We start from the raw sequence: 16,353 nt of genomic DNA, 5'->3' as shown, positions 1-16,353 counted from the left end.
CCTATATAGCGCGCCTGCAACTATCGGCGCGCAACAACATAGTTGCACGCGCGTTATATTGCAATCCGGGTTAGGCTTGGGGGCGGACAGGGAGGAACACATGGGCATCTCTGATGACGCCGTGCAGATCCGCGCCCAGGGCTGGCGCACGCTCGCCGCACTGCACGCCCTGATCGACGCCGAGCTGGAGAAGGCCCTGCAGTCCGGCCATCGGCTCTCGGTGGTCGAGTACACCGTGCTGGAGGCCCTGTCCCGGCAGGACGGCTGGCACATGCGGATGCAGCAGCTCGCCCGCGCCGCCGCGCTGTCGGGCAGCGCCACCACGCGCCTGGTCAACCGCCTGGAGGACCGCGGGCTGCTGGCCCGATACCTGTGCGCGGACGACCGCAGGGGCATCTACAGCGAGCTGACCGACAAGGGCTGGGGGCTGCTCAACGAGGCCCGGCCCGCGCACGACGCGGCCCTGGCCGCCGCCCTCACCGAGGCGGAGGGCATCCCCGAGCTGGCCCCGCTCGCCGCCGCCCTCCAGCGGCTGCCCGCCTCAGCCGCCCTCGCCGCCGCGCCCTGACCGGGCGCGGGGCATCCTGCGGTTCGCGACCGGCCCGGCGTCATCGCCCGGCCGGTCCCCGGTCGCGATGGCCTTGATCAGGTGGTTGTCGGGCGACAGTGAGCACGCCGGGTCGGTACGCCGGGCGTCGCCGGTGAGCGCGTACGCCTGACACCGGCACCCGCCGAAGTCGGTGTCCCGGCGGGCGCACCCCGCGCACGGCCCGCTCATCCACTCGGTGCCGCGGTAGGCGTTGAACGCCGCCGACTCCTCCCAGATCCAGCGCAGCGAGTGTTCGCGCACGTCGGGGAAGTCCAGGCCGGGCAGCACGTACGCGCCGGGGCAGGGTAGCACCCGCCCGTCCGGCGAGACGGTCAGTGAGATCGCCCCCCAGCCGCCCATGCACGGCTTGGCAACACCGTCGAAGTAGTCGGGGACGACCCAGATCAGCTCCATCCGGCCGGCCAGCCGTTCCCGCCAGGCGTGTACGGTCTCCTCGGCGCGCCGGAGCTGGTCGCGGGAGGGCAGCAGCCGGTCGCGGTTGCGCATCGCCCAGCCGTAGAACTGGGTGTTGGCCAGCTCCACCCGCTCGGCCCCCCAGGACGCGGCCAGCTCGATGATCTCGCCCACCGTGTCCAGGTTGTGCCGGTGCAGCACGACGTTGAGGCCGAGCGGCAGGTCCGCCTCGCGGACCAGCGCGGCGGCGCGCTCCTTGGCGGCGAACCACCGTCCGCCCGCGATGCGGTCGGACGCGGCGGCCGTGGCGTCCTGGACGGAGAGCTGCACACTGTGCAGCCCGGCCGCAGCCAACTCGGCCAGCCGCGCGCGGGTCAGCCCCGCACCGCTGGTGACCAGCTGCGTGTACACCCCGGCGCGGGCCGCCGCCGCCACGATCGCGGTCAGGTCGGGCCGCAGCAGCGGCTCCCCGCCGGACAGGTGGGCGTGTACGACGCCGATCGCGGCGGCGTCCTCCATCACGCGGATCCACTGCCCGGTGTTCAGCTCGCGGTCGCGGGCGATCAGCTCCACCGGGTTGGAACAGTAGGCGCAGTGCAGCGGGCAGGAGTGGGTCAGCTCGGCCAGCATCGCCCACGGGGGCGCGGCGGCGCTCACCCCACCCACCCCTCGTCGCGGATGCGCGCCAGGAAGCCGGACACGTCGTCGGCGACGGCGTCGGCGGGCCAGGTGCCGGACAGTTCGGTCACGATGTCGCCCACGGTGCGCTCGCCGTCGCACAGCCGTACCACCGCGGCGGCCTCGTCGTTCAGCACCACGATCCGCTCGGGCATGACCAGCAGCTCCTGGTCGCGCACCGGATCGTGGCGCAGCACGATCGCGCGCTTGAGCCGCGGCCGCCAGTCGGGGCCGGGCGGGGACGGCGGGGCGGTCACCGGTAGGCCCGTTCGACCGCGTCGAGCAGCGACCAGAGCACGTCGCACTTGTAGGCGAGGGCCGCCACCGCGCGTTCCTGGTCGGCCCGGCCGGTCGCCCAGGACAGCACCAGCTCCAGCGCCTCCTCGCCGTCTCTCGCGCCCTGCGGGACGCGCATCCTGAAGTAGGTGAGGCCGTCCTGGTCGATCCACGGGTAGTGCCGCTCGAAGGCGTCGATCCGCCTGCGCATCAGGTCGGGGGCGAACAGCTCGGTCAGGGAGGCGGCGACCGCCTCCAGGGGGGTGCCGAGGCGGCAGAGGTTCACATAGCCCTCGACGGCCAGGCGTACGGCGGGCAGCACGTCCTGTCCGGACAGCAACTGCTCGCGGGGCAGGCCCGCGGCCTCGCCGAGGCGCAGCCAGCGTTCGATGCCGCCCTCGCCGGGGCGCGTGCCGTCGTGGTCGTGAATCCGGCGGATCCATGACCTGCGCAGCTCCGGTGTCTCCAGTTTGGCGAGGGTCAGCGCGTCCTTGATCGGGATGTGCCGCTGGTAGTGGAACCGGTTGAGTATCCAGCCGCGCAGCTCGTCCTTGCTCAGCTCGCCCGCGTGCATCCGCAGGTTGAAGGAGTGCAGGTGGTGGTATCGCCGCTCAGGTACGGCGCGCATCCGCGCCTCGAACTCGTCTCTCGTCCACGCCGCGGCGCTCACAGCTCGATCACCGTCCCCTCGGCCGCCACCCAAGCCCCGGAGACCGCCAGCTCCGCGTGTTCGGGAGCGTCCGGATCGACCAGCGGATTGGTGTTGTTGAGATGGGTGTAGAGGACCCTCCCGGGGAAGGCCGCCAGGCGCGGGGCCGTGGCCACGATGGGCAGGTGCCCCATCTGGGTGGCGGTGCGGGAGGAGGCGCCGGACCGCCGGGGTTCGTCGTCGTCCCAGAACGTGCCGTCGATGAGCACGACCTCACAGCGCCGCAGCACGTCGTCCAGCGCGGCGGGCCAGGTGCCCATGGCGGGGGCGTACAGCAGCGACCGGCCCGCCGCCCGATCCGAGATCACCAGCGCCACCACCCATGCCCCGGCGTCGTCGTCCGTGCCGTCGGGCGTGGCGTAGCGGGGGCGTTTGGCCGACAGGGGCACGGCGGCCACCTCGACGGTGCCGCCGAGCGCGATGGGGTGCGCCTGGAGATCGCGCCGGTCGAGCGCGACGTACGGCGCGAGCGTGCCGTCCAGCCCGAGCCGCCGCCCGACCGCGTCGCCCACCGCGGGCGTGGCCCAGATCTCCAGCTTGTCCGCTTCGCGTAGCCGTGGAATGCCGAGCGTGTGATCGAGCTCGGCGTCGGTGAGGATTACGCCGGCCAGCGGCGTCTCGCGCGTGCCGGGCGCCGGGAGCAGCCATGGGCAGGACTCGATCTGCTCACCGAGGTCGGGGGTGGCGTTGACGACATAGGACCTGCCGGGCGCCACCTCCAGTGCCAGCGACGCGTGTCGGCGGCGCCGGCGTGGATCGGCGCGTGCCCCGTGACAACCGGGGCACGCGCAGTTCCACTGCGGCACCCCGCCACCCGCCGCCGTGCCGAGGACCTGCAAACGCATGCGTGGTTCCTCTCGCGTGGTACGGAGGCGTGGTCGTGGCGGGATTACCTGGTCAGGAAGTAGGCCGTCATCTCCATGGAGGCCTCGACGATCTGGTAGTCGGGCTTGTGCCAGGTCATCTCGGCGGCCTCGCCACGGGCTTTACGCCGCTTGGCGTGGACTCGGGGCGGCCGTTTCGCGTCGGGTTTCTTTGGTGTCTCCATGGTTCTCGCCTCCCTGCTTCATCTGCTGCCACAGTACGTGGCCCGGTCGGCCGTTAAAAGCCGACTTTAAAGTGAAAGTTACATAACCTTGCGCCGTATGTCAGGTATCAGCGGTTATCCCACTCCACGAGAATCGCGGCCTCCTTGTCCGGATCGATGCCGTGCGAAACCGCGGCGGTGCCGAACTCGCGCCGGTCGGCGGGGATCTCGCGGAGCCAGGCCCAGGTGTCGGCCACCGTCTCGGCGATGGGACGGCAGCGCAGACCGGCCGCCGCCGCCTTGGCCGAGGACATCTGCCACACGTTTCGCATCTCCGGCGTGGTGGGCACCCACAGCGGGAACTCGGTCCACGACTTCACCTCCCGCGCGAGCAGGAAATCGTCGTCCACCCACACCAGCTCCGCGTCGGACCCGGTCACCCGCACGCACTCGGCCAGCCAGCCGCCGTAGGTGGTGGTGTCAGGGACCCCGCTGGTCAGGAACCGGTCGTCGGTGCCCGCCTCGGCCTGGTCGAGGGTGAAGACGGCGATGTCGCGGGCGTCGATGAGCTGCATGGACACCTCCGGGGTGCCGGGCGCGAGCACCCGCCCGCCGCGCTCGACGCGGGTCAGCCACCAGGGCAGCCGGCCGACGTTCTCATGCGGGCCCAGGATCAGGCCGGGCTGGATGATCAGTCGGTTGCCGTCGAAGCCCTGCTCCACGGCCCGCTCGCAGCCGGCCTTGAGCGTGCCGTAGTCGCCGTCGTCCGGACCTGCGTCGGGCGCGCAGTCGAACAGGGCCGAGGTCTCGTCCACCGGCTCGGCCGGGAAGCCCTTGATGGCCGAGATGCTGGAGATGAACGCGTAGGTGGCGGCCCGGCCGGACAGCGCCCGCACCGACTCGCCGACCACCCGCGGCACGTAACCGCAGACGTCGATCACCGCGTCCCACTCGCGACCCTCGGCGAGCCTGGCGAGGTCGGCCGGCGACTCGCGGTCGCCGTGGATCGCCTCCACCCCCGGTGCGTCGGCGCCGCTCTTGCCCCGGTTGAAGGTGGTGACCTGATGCCCGCGGCGCACCGCCTCCGCGACGATGGCCCGGCCGAGGAACACGGTGCCGCCAATGATCAAAATTCTCATGGGGCTCATTCTTCGGACGATCCCCCGTGATGAGCAGGTGATTTCACGCCCAGCGCAAGGTGTATGCCAGGAGCAGAAGAAGCCTCGCCGGAATGGGCGAAACCGGACCCTTCACGCCCCAGAACGTGAACCCGGGCGGCGGCGATGTCGAAATAGAGCGCGACCAGCTCCAGCCGCCCCTCCGTCACCAGCTCCTCCACGACCGGGTACGTGCGCAGGTTGGCCAGTTGCTGCGAGGCGTTGGACCGGCACAGCCGGTCGAGCGCCGGGGACCGGTCGCCCTCGCCCGCCGCCTCGAACGCCGCCATGCTGGGATCGGCGTGCCGCAGCCAGCGCCGCAGGCCGGGCAGCTCGGCCGCCGGGTCGCCGCCGCCCTCCAGCAGGGTGGTCATCGCCGCGCACCCGGAGTGGCCGCAGACCGTGATCGTGCGGACACCGAGCACCTGGGTGGCGTACTCGACCGCGGCCACCACCGAGTCGTCCGAGCCCGCCTCGCCGTAGCGGGGCACCAGATTGCCCAGGTTGCGCACGGTGAACAGGTCACCGGGGCCGCTCGCGGTGATCAGCGTCGGCACGACCCTGGAGTCGCTGCAGGTGATGAACAGATGCACCGGCTCCTGCTTGCGGGCCATCCTGGTCAGGAAGGGGCGCACCAGGTGCGCCGTGCGCCGGTGGAACTCGCCCGCTCCGGCCAGCAGCGCGGGTACCGGCTCCTCGCCGGTCGTGATCTGCGCGGGCCCCGACTCCGGCCCGGCCTCGGCGTTCGCCGCGCCGAGGGCCCGCCGCCGCTGGGCGCGCGGCAGCCACCAGCGCTCGGGCATCAGCGGCGGGGTCTTCGCCGGGAACATCCGATCTCCGCCTGCGGCCATCGCGTACCACTCGTCGTGCATCTCGTCGATCTCGACGGTGCCGCCGCCCCGCTCGTGACCGAGCCGCCAGGCGTGGACGGCCTCGAAGGCCGCGTTGTCCATGAAGTCGATGTTGAGGTCGAGGTCCACCGCCGCCCCGGGCGGGAGCAGCCGCAGCGCGGAGGTGATCCGCGGCACCCCGAGGAAGGTCAGCGAGCCGCCGATCAGCACGTGCCAGCGCCCGTCGGGCCGCGGATTGAGCTGGACGGTGACCCAGGTGAGCCGCCGAAGCGCGAGCAGCGCCGCGAGGCCCAGGCCGATCAGCACGCCCTCGGCCAGCCCGAGCAGCGCCACCCCGCCGAACGTCATCACGTACACCGGCACCTCGCCGTGCCCGCGCAGGTTGGGGATGTGGCCCAGGTCGATCATCTTGATCCCGGTGAAGACCAGCAGCGCGGCCAGCGCCTCCATCGGGATGAGCTGCACCGCCCAGGCCAGGCACGCGGTGAACACCAGCACCCACACCCCGTGCAGCACGGCCGACCAGCGGCTGCGCCCGCCCGCCCGCACGTTGGTGGTGCTGCGCACGATCACCCCGGCCACCGGCAGCCCGCCGAGCGCGCCGCTGACCATGTTGGCCAGGCCCTGGCCGGTCAGCTCACGGTCCAGGTCGGCGCGCGGGCCGTCGTGCAGCTTGTCCACGCCCACCGAGCACAGCAGGGACTCCACCCCGGCCAGCAGCGCGACCAGGAGCACCGCCCCGGCCAGCGCGTGCCAGTCGCCCTGCGGCCACAGCGGCGACTGCCATCCCTGGATGCTGGCGGCGAGGTCCACGCGGGTGACATCGAATCGGAAGACCGCGGCGACCAGGGCCGCGACCAGCAACGCGGCCAGCGGCGCGGGCACCGAGCGCAGCGGCGGCGGCGCCTTGGCCCACAGCACCAGCACGGCCACGGTGATCACACCGACCCAGACCCCGCCGGTGTGGTCGGTGAGCAACTGCGCGGGCAGCTCGGAGATGTTCTCGATCGCCGAACTCTGCGGGCTGCCGCCCAGCACCACATGGAGCTGGGAGAGCGCGATCACCGCGCCGACCCCGGCCAGCATGCCGTGGACCACGGCGGGGGACACGGCGAGCGCGGCGCGGGCGACCCGGAAGACGCCGAGCAGCAGTTGCAGCGCGCCCGCGAGCAGGGTGATCGTGCAGGTGGCCCGCCAGCCGTACGTCTGCACGAGGTCGAAGACGACCAGGGCCAGGCCGGCCGCGGGCCCGCTGACCTGTACGGCAGAGCCGCCGAAGGCCCCGCCCACCACGCCGCCGACCACCGCGGCCACCAGCCCGGCGATCAGCGGGGCGCCGGACGCGACCGCGATTCCCAAAGACAGGGGCACGGCCACCAGGAAGACCACCAAAGAGGCGGGCAGGTCGTGTCTGAGCACGGAGCCGAGGTGACCGCCCGTCGCCGATCCCTCACGCTGAGTGTTCGCTGTCATGGTGCGAACCCTATGTCGAGGGTCCGACAAATTTCAGTGGGCTGCGGGAACCCTTTGCAAGTCGCGGGGGGAGATCGAAGCCTTAGCGGTAATAGTCGGGATAGTCGGTTTCGGGGGCCCGGTGGTTTCCGCTGCGCCCGCCGGTCCTGCCGGAGCCGTCGGAGACCGCCTCGGCCTCGGGCTGGCCGTACAGCTCGGAGTAGGAGGGCCAGTTGCCGCTCTGCGGAGAGGGCTGCGCGGGGGGATAGCGGTCAGGGACCGGCGCGGCGTACGGGCCGCCGCCGCCGGAGAGAACGTCGTCGGCGGGGGAGTCGTAGCCGCCCGCAGGGACGGTCCTGCTCGGACCGGTGGGCGTGGACATCGCCCGGGAAGGACCGGTCACGGTGTCCGACTCGTCGATCATCGCCCAGCCCGCGCGGACCTCGTAGGAGTTGGTCGGGTAGGACTCGCCGCCCTGCTGGCCGGAGGCAGAGGTCACTGCCGGGAACGACTGGACGGGCGGCGCGGGCCACGATCCGCTGGCGGACGCAGGTACGGCAGGCGCGGACGCGGCCGGGGGATCATCGAGGATGTCGGCGGTGCCGCTCCAGGAATAGGAGTGCCGGTCCTCCTGGCGGGACGCGTCGGCCGCGGGGAACTGCCCGCTCGTGGCGGACGCCGACCGGCCGGAGAACGGCCCGGTCGACAAGGGGTCGCCTTCGGCGATGCGGCCCGCGGCCAGGTGGCCGGGGGAGAGCGGGTGGCCGCCCGTGGACAGCGGGTCGATCGTCGGCGACGCGTCGGTCTCGGGCCGGGGCGCGTTCTCGCGCGTCCGGCCGGACGCCGCTGCCGGACGTCCCCGCCTGCCCGTGGACAGCGGGTCGGCGGCCAGCGGGTCGCTGAGCGGGTCCGGTTTGGGGAGGGGCATGCGCTGGGTCACGTCCGCGGGCAGCGGACCGGTCAGCGGATCCGGCCTGCCACCGGGACGCTGCCCGTGCGGCGCGGCGAGCGGGTCGGCCAGCGGATCGGGCCGCCCGCCGCGTGCCGGGCCGGTGCCCACCAGGTCAGGCGTGCCGGCCAGCGGGTCGGGCCGCCCGGTGCGCGCCGAGTCGGGAGCACCGGTCAGCGGATCGGGTCGCCCCGCGCGGGCGGGGCCGGTGCCGGCCAGGTCAGGGGTGCCGGTGAGCGGGTCGGGCCGTCCGGTGCGCGCCGAGTCGGGGGCGCCGGTCAGCGGGTCGGGGCGGGCCGAGGCGGTCGGGCTGGCGAGCGGGTCGGGCCTGCCGGGCCGGGCGCCGGACGGCGGCTCACCCTTGCCTGCGCCCGCGCCCGGACGGCCCTCCGGCCGGGCGGGACGGGAGGCCGGGCGCGGCGGACCGGCCAGCGGGTCCGGACGGGAGGAGGCGCGGGTGTCGGAACGCTGCGCGGGCGGCGAGTTGCGCCGCGGGGGCGTGCTCGCGCCGCGGCGGGGCGTGCCGCCGGTACGGCGAGGCGCGTTCGCGGGCCGCGCGGGACCGCGTCCCTGGTCCGCGGGGCGGCCGGCGCCGCCCTGGCCACCGGCCTCCGGCGGCTGGTTGAACATCATGGTCTTCTGGTCGGCCAGCGCCGGGCCGGAAGGGGGGCGCGACTGCTGGTTCGGCTCTACCAGGTCGGCGAGGCCCCCCGGGCGCGCGGCCGGTACGGCCGGCGTACGTCTGGTCGGTTCGTCCGCCCCCGCGGCGTCTTCGCGCGCACGCGGCGCGGCGCCTTCGCGAGGGGCGTCATCGGGCGCGCCCACCGGGCGGGGAGCGCCGCGCTTGGCCGCGATCGACCCGCCGAATCCGCCCTCGTCGTCGCGGACCTTGCTCCAGTAGTCCTCGTCGTAGTCGTCCGCCTCGCCCCACTCGTTCACGCCGCGCCGGCCACGCGCGCCGGGGCGCTGCGGGCGCGGGCGCTTCTCCTCCGGCTCGTCGATCGGGCTGAAGTCGGGGGTGAAGTAGTCGACGCGGGGCTCTCTGGTGGCGAAGTCGTCGGAGGAGAGCTCGGGGCGGCTCTCCGCCTGCTCGGCCATCTTCTTACGACGGTCGGCAGGCAGCGCGCTCTCCCGGCGGCTCATCGACCGCATGCCCATGGCCACGACGACGAGCACGACGAGCACGACGGCGACCAGGCTTGCTATGACCGCGAACATTGCACCACCCTCAAGGCCATGGCCTGCCAGCGGCGCCGGTGAGACCGCGCGGCCATTGACGCGACCTGCCTGACTTGATCACCAACGCTCGGCGAACGGATCTGATTGTGTCGGACCACTATGAGCGTTGTCACACCCTAAGTGAAGAATTGGTAACCATTACTACCTCCGGTGCTCGGCGGGTCACTCGATGTGGACCGCGGTCAGGCGGCCCCGAGCGATGGTCCGCTCCGCGATGCGTTGCAGCGCATCGGAGAGAGGGGCGTCCTCTTCGATCTCGACCTTGCGGTCGAGCGCGTAGACGGTGAAACGATAGTTGCCATCGGGGCGGCATGGGGGGGAGTAGCCAACCTTGCCGTTCGCCAGACGTAACTGACCTGTTCCGGTGGGCATGCTTTGCGCGATGTTGTCACCCAGCTCGGTGGTGCGAGGGTCGATGTTGAACAAAACCCAATGCACCTCGCCGTCGAACCCGGCGACGTTGTTGTCCAGGACGACGGCCACCGCCTCGGTGCGCGGCGTCGGTACTCCGGACCAGCGCAGCGGCGGATTGCCGCGCTTGCCGGTACAGGAGTATTCGGCGGGCAGCGGGGCGCCCTCGCTGATCCGGGAGCTGGACACGCTGATGGTGTCGAGTACGGAGCCGCCGCCGCCCAGGATGCCGCAGGCGGAGGTTACGACGGCGAGCGCCCCGGCGACCACCGCCGAACGGGTGGCCCGGCGCGCGATCGCTGACGACCTCGGCTGCCCCATGCCCGATGATGCTACGCGGATCTGGCGCGTGCGCTGACCGGATCGCGAGGTTCGGTGGCCGCGCCAGGCGTTCGGATCGGCCACAATCGTGACATGGAGGGGGTGAGCTTGGACACTCGGATGAGCTTCGCCGTCCTCGGTAAGCTGGAGGTTCACCGCGAAGGGGAGCCCGTCGAGATCGGCGGCCAGCGACTGCGAGCCCTCCTCGCACTTCTTCTCATCGATCCCGGCCGCGCGGTCGGTCTCGACGCGTTGATCGCCGGTGTGTGGGGCGATCGGCCGCCCGCCGGGGTCGGCAACGCCCTCCAGGCGCTCGTCTCCCGGCTGCGCTCGGCGCTCGGTCCCGGCACCGTGATCGCCGACGGCTCCGGCTACCGGCTTGCCGCCGATCCCGGCCATGTGGACGCCCACCGGTTCACCGGCCTGGCCGCCCAGGGCGGCGAGGTCCTGGCCGCGGGCGACGCCGCGGCGGCTGCGCGTATCCTGCGCACCGCGCTGGCCCTGTGGCGGGGCCCGGCGTTCGCCGACCTGGCCGGCAGCGAGGTCGTCGCGGCCGAGGTCACCCGGCTGGAGTCGATCCGGCTGACCGCGACCGAAGACCGGCTGGAGGCCGACCTCCGGCTCGCGCGGCACGCCGAGGTACTGGCCGAGCTGCCCGCGCTGATCGCCGCCCACCCGTTGCGCGAGCGGCTGCGCGCCCAGCGGATGCGCGCCCTGTACGGCCTGGGCCGCCACGTCGAGGCGCTGGCCGCCTACCAGGAGGCCCGCGCCGAGTTCGCCGACCAGCTCGGCGCCGACCCCTCACCCGCGCTGTCCGAACTGCACTTCGCCATGCTCCGCAGGGAATGGCAGGAGCCGCGGCGACGGCCCGCCGTGGTCTCCGCGTCCCCCGAGCCGTCCCCCGAGCCGTCCCCCGAGCCGCCGCCCGCGCAAGAGCCCGGCGGCAACCTGCGGGCCGGCCTCACCAGCTTCGTCGGCCGCGAGAACGACCTGGCCAAGACCGGCGAACTCCTGGCCGGGCACCGGCTGGTCACCCTGATCGGGCCGGGCGGGGCGGGCAAGACCCGGCTCGCGGTCCAGTCGGCCATGGCCGTCGCCGACCGCATGCCCGGCGGCACCTGGCTGGCCGAGCTGGCCCCGGTCGCCGACCCCGACGAGGTCCCGTACACGGTGCTCGCCGCGCTCGGCGTACGCGATCCGCTCGCCCCCGCGGCGCGCGCCGGCCGGCCGAGAGAGGACGCGACGGCCCGGCTGGTGCGCTCGGTCGGCGACCGCGAGCTACTGATCGTCCTGGACAACTGCGAACACCTGATCGACGCCGCCGCCAAGCTGGCGGACCACCTGGTCGCCGGGTGCCCCCGGGTGCGGGTGCTCGCCACCAGCCGCGAGCCGCTGGGCATCACCGGTGAGGCCCTGTGGCCGGTCGGGCCGCTCGCCCTCCCGCCCCGCGACGCCACCGCCGACCAGCTTCCGCGCTACCCGGCGGTCGCGCTGTTCGCCGACCGCGCCGCGGCCGTACGCCCGGGGTTCGACCTCGCCGCCGAGGCCGGCGCGGTGCTGCGGATCTGCCACGACCTGGACGGCATGCCGCTGGCGATCGAACTGGCCGCGGCCCGGCTGCGGTCGCTGTCGGCCGGTCAGATCGCCGACCGGCTCTCGGACCGCTTCCGGCTGCTCACCGGCGGCAGCCGTACCGCGCTGCCGCGCCACCAGACCCTGCGGGCCGTGGTGTCCTGGAGCTGGGATCTTCTGGACCAGGCGGAGAGCACGCTGGCCGCCCGGCTCGCCGTCTTCGCCGGCGGCGTGACTCTCGACGGCGCCGAGCGCGTCTGCGCGGGCGGCGGTCTCGACCCCGCCGACATGCTCGACCTGCTGGCCAGGCTGGTCGACAAGTCGCTGGTGATCGCGGAGGCCGACCGCTACCGGATGCTTTCGACCGTGCGCGCCTACGCCACCGAACGGCTGGCCGAGTCCGGCGAGGAGCACTGGGTACGCCTGGCCCACGCCCGCTTCTACACCGAGTTCGCCGCCGCGGCCGAGCCCGGACTGCGCGGGCGCGACCAGCTCAAGCGGATCGGCGAGCTGACCGCGGAGGGCGACAACCTCGCCGCCGCGCTGCGCTGGGCCACGGAGGCGGGGGAGCGTGAGCTGGCCCTGCGGCTGGTGGGCACGGCGGGGTGGTACTGGTGGCTGATCGGGCACCGCGCCGAGGGCGCGCACCGGGCGCACCCCGCCCTGGGACTCGCCGCGGGCGACGACGACGCGATCGACCCGCAGGTCCTCGCGCTCGCGCACATGTCCTTCGGCATCAACGCCGCCGACGCCGGGGTGCTGTGGGAGGAGGCGCACGCCTCGCTGCGGACCGCGATCGAGATCGCCCGCGAACGGCTGACCGAGCCGCTTCCGCCGATGCTCGCGGTGGCCGAGATGATCCTCGCGCTGTTCCTGAACAGGGACGCGGCCGAGGCCCTGGCCCTCACCGGCCGGCTCATCGGCCACCCCGACCCCTGGGTGGTCGCGATCGGCGGCCTGTTCCGCGGCATGCTGCTGATCAACGGCAGCCGGGTCGCCGAGGGACAGGCCGACGTCGAGGAGGCGCTGTGGCGCTTCCGCGAGATCGGCGACCGCTGGGGGATCGGCAACGCGATGGCCGTCCTGTCGGAGCTGGGCATCATGCGCGGCGACTCGGAGCGCTCGATCCGCGACATGCGCGATGCCATCGCCGTGGTCGACGAGTTGGGCGCCCGTGAGGACACCGCCTACCTGCGCTCCCGGCTGGCGATCGGGCACAACATGACGGGCGACCGGGCCGAGGCCGAACGGGTGCTCGACCAGATGTGGGCGATCGTCCGCCAGGCGGGCGACCGCGCCGGTGAGGCGAACGTGCACAGCGTGCGCGGCGACTTCGCCCGCGAGGACGGTGACCTGGAGTCGGCCCGGCGGCACTACGCCGCCGGGATGAGCGTGCTCGGGGACAACGCCCCGCCGCAGTTGCGGGCGCTGCTGACCAGTTCGCTCGCGCTGCTCGCCGAGGCGGAGGGCGATCTCGCCCGCTCCCGGCGGCTGCACCTGCGTTCGCTGGAGATCGCGCTGGACGGCCGGGACGGACCGGTCGTCGGCGGCGCCGTCATCGGCTGCGCCGGACTTGCCCTGGCGGAGGGCGACCCCGCGCGGGCCGCCACGCTGCTCGGCGCGGCGGCGACCATCCGCGGGTTCGACGAGGTGGTGGACTTCGACCACGTGCGGATCACCGAGAACACGAAGGCCGCGCTCGGCCCGGAAACCCACTTCCGGTGCTTCGAGCGCGGCCGTTCGATGCCGCTCGGCGAGGTACTGGCCCTGGCCCGCGCCCCCGTAGGCGGCCCTGGGCCCGCCCGGCGCTGAACCCGCCGGGCCTCGCGCCCTGCGGTCAGGCGTGGTTGCGGAACACCCGGATCGCCAGCGGCGCGAAGACCACCACGAACCCGAGCGCCCACAGCAGCGAGATCATCGCGGGCTGTGCCACCTCGCCGCCGATCATCAGGCCGCGGATCGCGTCGGCCAGATGGGTGACCGGGTTGACGTTGGACCACGCCTCCAGCCAGCCGGGGAAGGTCTGCGAGGGGACCAGCGCGCTGCTGGTGAAGGTCAGCGGCATCATCGTGGAGAAGGCGATCATCTGCACCTTCTCCGGGTTGGCCGCCTTCAGGCCGATCAGCACCGACAGCCACGCCATCGCCAGCGAGACCACCACGAGCAGCGCGAGCGCGCCGGCCAGCCCGGCCACGCTCGTGGTCACCCGGAAGCCGAGGATCATGCCGAACCCGACCAGCAGGGCGAACGCCCACACCTGCTTGAAGGTGTCGGCGATGATCCGCCCGGCGAGCGGCGCGGTGCGCGCGATGGGCAGGCTGCGCAGCCGGTCGAAGACGCCCTTGGTGATGTCGGTGTTCAGGCCGATCGCCGTGGAAAGCGTGTAGAACAGCGCGTTCTGGACGAGCAGGCCGGGCAGCGCGAACTGCAGGTAGTCACCCGTGGAGCCGGAGATCGCGCCGCCGAACACGTAGGTGAACAGCAGCAGGAACATGATCGGCTGGATGCTGAGGTCGAGCAGCTCCCACGGGTTGTGCTTGATCTGCACGAGGCTGCGCCAGGCCAGCGTCATGGTCTGCCGCACCGTGGCGCCGGTGCCGACCCGCTTGGCCGCGGCCGGCATCGCGGTGCTCATGGTGGTCACGCGAGGCTCCCTTCGAAATCGTGGTCAATGGCCGGTGGGGTGGTGGTCTTCGGGGTGGCGGTCATACCAGCGCCTCTTCCTTGTCGGCGCCGGCCTCGTCCTCGGCCCGGTGGCCGGTGAGGGCGAGGAACACCTCGTCCAGGCTCGACCGCCGCAGCGACAGCTCGGACGCCACGACCCCCAGGTCGTCGAGCCGCCGCACGATCGCGGGGACCACCGCGGGATCGTGCACCGCCGCCGTGACCCTGCCGCCCGAGGTCTCCGGCTGGTCGTCGATCACGTCGCCCACCACCTGGGCGACCAGGTCAAGGTGGGTCGCCTGGGCCGGGCGGACCTCCAGCACCTGCGCGCCGGTGCGGGACTTGAGTTCGTCGGAGGTGCCCGAGGCGATCACCTTGCCGTGGTCGAACACCACGATGTCGTCGGCGAGCTGGTCGGCCTCCTCCAGGTACTGGGTCGTCAGCAGCACCGTCACCCCGTCGGCCATCAGGCCGCGCACCACGTCCCACAGCTCGTTGCGGCTGCGCGGGTCGAGGCCCGTCGTGGGCTCGTCGAGGAACAGCACCTGGGGCCTGCCCACCAGGCTGGCCGCCAGGTCGAGCCGCCGGCGCATGCCGCCGGAGAAGGTCTTGGCGGCCCTCCCGCCCGCGTCGGAGAGCGAGAACCGCTCAAGCAGCTCGGCCGCCCTGCGCCTGGCGTCGGTCCTGGACAGCCCGAGCAGCCGCCCGATCATCAGCAGGTTCTCCACGCCGGTGAGCATCTCGTCGACCGCGGCGTACTGCCCGGTCAGGCCGATCATCGAACGCACCTGGTGGGCGTCTCGCCGCACGTCGAACCCGTTGACCCGCGCGGTGCCCGCGTCAGGCCGCAGCAGGGTGGCGAGCACCCGCACGGCGGTCGTCTTGCCCGCGCCGTTGGGCCCGAGCACTCCCAGCAACCGGCCCTGCGGCACCACGAGATCGACGCCATCGAGGGCCTTGGTCGCGCCGTAGTGCTTGACCAGCCCTTCGGCCTCTATCGCGTGTCCCATCGGATATCTCCTCTTCATCGTCGATGTCACACCTTGCCAGGGGGCACTGACATTTCTCTGAGGCGTTCGCCCGGCCGCGGCACGAGCCGCTGAGATCCCGCTGACAGCCCACTGAGCGCTTAGGCTGACAGGGTGACCATGCCAAGAACGCCGCCCCGCGAGGCGCCGCCCGCGTGCGGTGGGAGGGCCCGGTGAGCGTTCCGCTTCGCGACCCCGCCAACCGGGTCTCCCGCAAGGCCGTCACGCTGTGGGTGCTGGAGGCCCTGTTCGGCTTCGCCCTGCTGCTGATCGGCTCGCTGCTCGCGGCGCTGTGGATCGACGGCGCGGAGTGGTGGTGGGTGCCGGGGTGGCTGGCGGCCGACTCCTGGCTGCTGCCGGTGGCGGTGGTCGTGGTGATGGCGCCGTTCGTGGTCATCGAGCCGCTGTGGCGCTATGCGGTACACCGGTGGGAGCTGACGGCTGATGTCGTGTACGCCCGTTCCGGGTGGATCAGCAGGCAGTGGGTCTTCGTACCGGTGAGCCGCATCCAGACGGTGGACAAGGCCCAGGGGTGGTTCGAGCGCATGCTCGGCCTGGCCACCGTGGAGATCCGCACCGCCTCCTACGCCGGTTCCTCCAGCATCAAGGGCCTCGACTACCCGGTGGCCGCCCGCCTCGCGGAAGACCTCGCCCGCCGAGCGGAAGAACTCAGGGACGACGCCACATGACCTCCTCCCCGGACGACCATCCCACCCCGGCCCGGGAAGAGGGTTCTGCTGGGGGTGGGCCGGTCCCGCATGGTGAGGGGCAGGTCCCGTCGTCGGGGGAGCCGTCCGTGTCGCCCTCAGAGGCATCGCAATGGGTTCTGCGTCCTGGAGGGCGGTCTGTCTCATCGTCTGAGAGCGGGGCCGTTTCGCCGGGTGCGGGGGATGGAGTTCCGTCGTCGGGGGAGCGGCTTGCCTCGCCGTCCGGTGGGTCGTATGGGGGCTCGGCGGGTGAGGGTGGTTCGGTTCCGCCTGCTGGGGACGGGGCCGGTCGGTTTCATGGAGGTGACG

General features: G+C 73.0%; 14 protein-coding genes. 3 read left to right on the top strand and 11 right to left on the bottom strand.

Annotation, left to right across the window (positions count from 1 at the left end; genetic code table 11):
* The first annotated feature begins 100 nt into the window (after positions 1–100).
* On the top strand, positions 101–568 hold the full coding sequence (locus DP939_RS13125; RefSeq protein ID WP_113980938.1) for a MarR family winged helix-turn-helix transcriptional regulator: 468 nt from the start codon (positions 101–103) through the stop codon (positions 566–568).
* Here DP939_RS13125 and pqqE read toward each other — a convergent pair.
* The 9 genes from pqqE to DP939_RS13080 all read right to left on the bottom strand — a co-directional run bounded on the left by pqqE (position 542) and on the right by DP939_RS13080 (position 10,073).
* On the bottom strand, positions 542–1,660 hold the full coding sequence (pqqE, locus tag DP939_RS13120) for a pyrroloquinoline quinone biosynthesis protein PqqE (protein ID WP_199565134.1): 1,119 nt from the start codon (positions 1,658–1,660) through the stop codon (positions 542–544). The two genes, DP939_RS13125 and pqqE, sit on opposite strands and share 27 nt — an antisense overlap.
* Complete coding sequence (gene pqqD, locus DP939_RS13115; protein WP_113980937.1) at positions 1,657–1,938, bottom strand: pyrroloquinoline quinone biosynthesis peptide chaperone PqqD; 282 nt, start codon at positions 1,936–1,938, stop codon at positions 1,657–1,659. Before pqqD ends, pqqE begins: the two co-directional genes overlap by 4 nt.
* A complete protein-coding gene (pqqC, locus tag DP939_RS13110) occupies positions 1,935–2,627 on the bottom strand; it encodes a pyrroloquinoline-quinone synthase PqqC (RefSeq protein ID WP_199565133.1) in 693 nt (230 codons plus the stop codon). The genes pqqD and pqqC overlap by 4 nt, the downstream gene beginning before the upstream one ends.
* On the bottom strand, positions 2,624–3,511 hold the full coding sequence (gene pqqB / locus DP939_RS13105) for a pyrroloquinoline quinone biosynthesis protein PqqB (protein ID WP_113980936.1): 888 nt from the start codon (positions 3,509–3,511) through the stop codon (positions 2,624–2,626). Before pqqB ends, pqqC begins: the two co-directional genes overlap by 4 nt.
* Before the next feature lie 44 nt (positions 3,512–3,555).
* Positions 3,556–3,714, bottom strand: a complete 159-nt coding sequence (gene pqqA / locus DP939_RS13100) for a pyrroloquinoline quinone precursor peptide PqqA (protein ID WP_111170180.1) — start codon at positions 3,712–3,714, stop codon at positions 3,556–3,558.
* 107 nt (positions 3,715–3,821) lie between these two features.
* Positions 3,822–4,832: an NAD-dependent epimerase/dehydratase family protein gene (locus DP939_RS13095; protein WP_113980935.1), complete on the bottom strand. Its 1,011-nt coding sequence runs from the start codon at positions 4,830–4,832 to the stop codon at positions 3,822–3,824.
* 5 nt (positions 4,833–4,837) lie between these two features.
* A complete protein-coding gene (locus DP939_RS13090; protein WP_113980934.1) occupies positions 4,838–7,174 on the bottom strand; it encodes a SulP family inorganic anion transporter in 2,337 nt (778 codons plus the stop codon).
* A gap of 82 nt (positions 7,175–7,256) precedes the next feature.
* Positions 7,257–9,320 (bottom strand): hypothetical protein, encoded by a 2,064-nt coding sequence (locus tag DP939_RS13085; RefSeq protein WP_113980933.1) that lies wholly within the window; start codon positions 9,318–9,320, stop codon positions 7,257–7,259.
* A gap of 183 nt (positions 9,321–9,503) precedes the next feature.
* Entirely contained in the window at positions 9,504–10,073 is a 570-nt protein-coding gene (locus tag DP939_RS13080) for a YbhB/YbcL family Raf kinase inhibitor-like protein (RefSeq protein WP_113980932.1), read from the bottom strand.
* 102 nt (positions 10,074–10,175) lie between these two features.
* On the opposite strand from DP939_RS13080, the gene DP939_RS13075 reads away from it, so the two are divergent.
* Positions 10,176–13,457, top strand: coding sequence for an AfsR/SARP family transcriptional regulator (locus DP939_RS13075; protein WP_158578556.1), 3,282 nt, complete (start codon positions 10,176–10,178; stop codon positions 13,455–13,457).
* 25 nt (positions 13,458–13,482) lie between these two features.
* Here DP939_RS13075 and DP939_RS13070 read toward each other — a convergent pair whose 3' ends face one another.
* Both DP939_RS13070 and DP939_RS13065 read right to left on the bottom strand, forming a co-directional pair.
* Positions 13,483–14,280 (bottom strand): ABC transporter permease, encoded by a 798-nt coding sequence (locus DP939_RS13070; protein ID WP_113981155.1) that lies wholly within the window; start codon positions 14,278–14,280, stop codon positions 13,483–13,485.
* A 70-nt stretch (positions 14,281–14,350) separates the two neighbouring features.
* A complete protein-coding gene (locus DP939_RS13065; protein ID WP_113980930.1) occupies positions 14,351–15,319 on the bottom strand; it encodes an ATP-binding cassette domain-containing protein in 969 nt (322 codons plus the stop codon).
* A gap of 191 nt (positions 15,320–15,510) precedes the next feature.
* Between DP939_RS13065 and DP939_RS13060 the strand changes: the two genes are divergently transcribed.
* Entirely contained in the window at positions 15,511–16,026 is a 516-nt protein-coding gene (locus DP939_RS13060; protein WP_113981154.1) for a PH domain-containing protein, read from the top strand.
* Positions 16,027–16,353: the final 327 nt, after the last annotated feature.

Source organism: Spongiactinospora rosea (assembly GCF_003315795.1).
In the GTDB taxonomy this organism is placed as follows: Bacteria; Actinomycetota; Actinomycetes; order Streptosporangiales; family Streptosporangiaceae; genus Spongiactinospora; species Spongiactinospora rosea.
The sequence above is the reverse complement of the archived record's forward strand: the minus strand, read 5'-3'. Positions and strand labels throughout refer to the sequence as shown.

Excerpts from the sequence above, each read along its gene's own strand:
- pqqA (WP_111170180.1), bottom strand. The coding sequence starts at position 3,714 with ATGGAGACACCAAAGAAACCCGACGCGAAACGGCCGCCCCGAGTCCAC.
- DP939_RS13095 (WP_113980935.1), bottom strand. The coding sequence starts at position 4,832 with ATGAGAATTTTGATCATTGGCGGCACCGTGTTCCTCGGCCGGGCCATC.
- DP939_RS13085 (WP_113980933.1), bottom strand. The coding sequence starts at position 9,320 with ATGTTCGCGGTCATAGCAAGCCTGGTCGCCGTCGTGCTCGTCGTGCTC.
- pqqB (WP_113980936.1), bottom strand. The coding sequence starts at position 3,511 with ATGCGTTTGCAGGTCCTCGGCACGGCGGCGGGTGGCGGGGTGCCGCAG.
- DP939_RS13080 (WP_113980932.1), bottom strand. The coding sequence starts at position 10,073 with ATGGGGCAGCCGAGGTCGTCAGCGATCGCGCGCCGGGCCACCCGTTCG.
- DP939_RS13125 (WP_113980938.1), top strand. The coding sequence starts at position 101 with ATGGGCATCTCTGATGACGCCGTGCAGATCCGCGCCCAGGGCTGGCGC.
- DP939_RS13090 (WP_113980934.1), bottom strand. The coding sequence starts at position 7,174 with ATGACAGCGAACACTCAGCGTGAGGGATCGGCGACGGGCGGTCACCTC.
- DP939_RS13065 (WP_113980930.1), bottom strand. The coding sequence starts at position 15,319 with ATGGGACACGCGATAGAGGCCGAAGGGCTGGTCAAGCACTACGGCGCG.
- DP939_RS13070 (WP_113981155.1), bottom strand. The coding sequence starts at position 14,280 with ATGAGCACCGCGATGCCGGCCGCGGCCAAGCGGGTCGGCACCGGCGCC.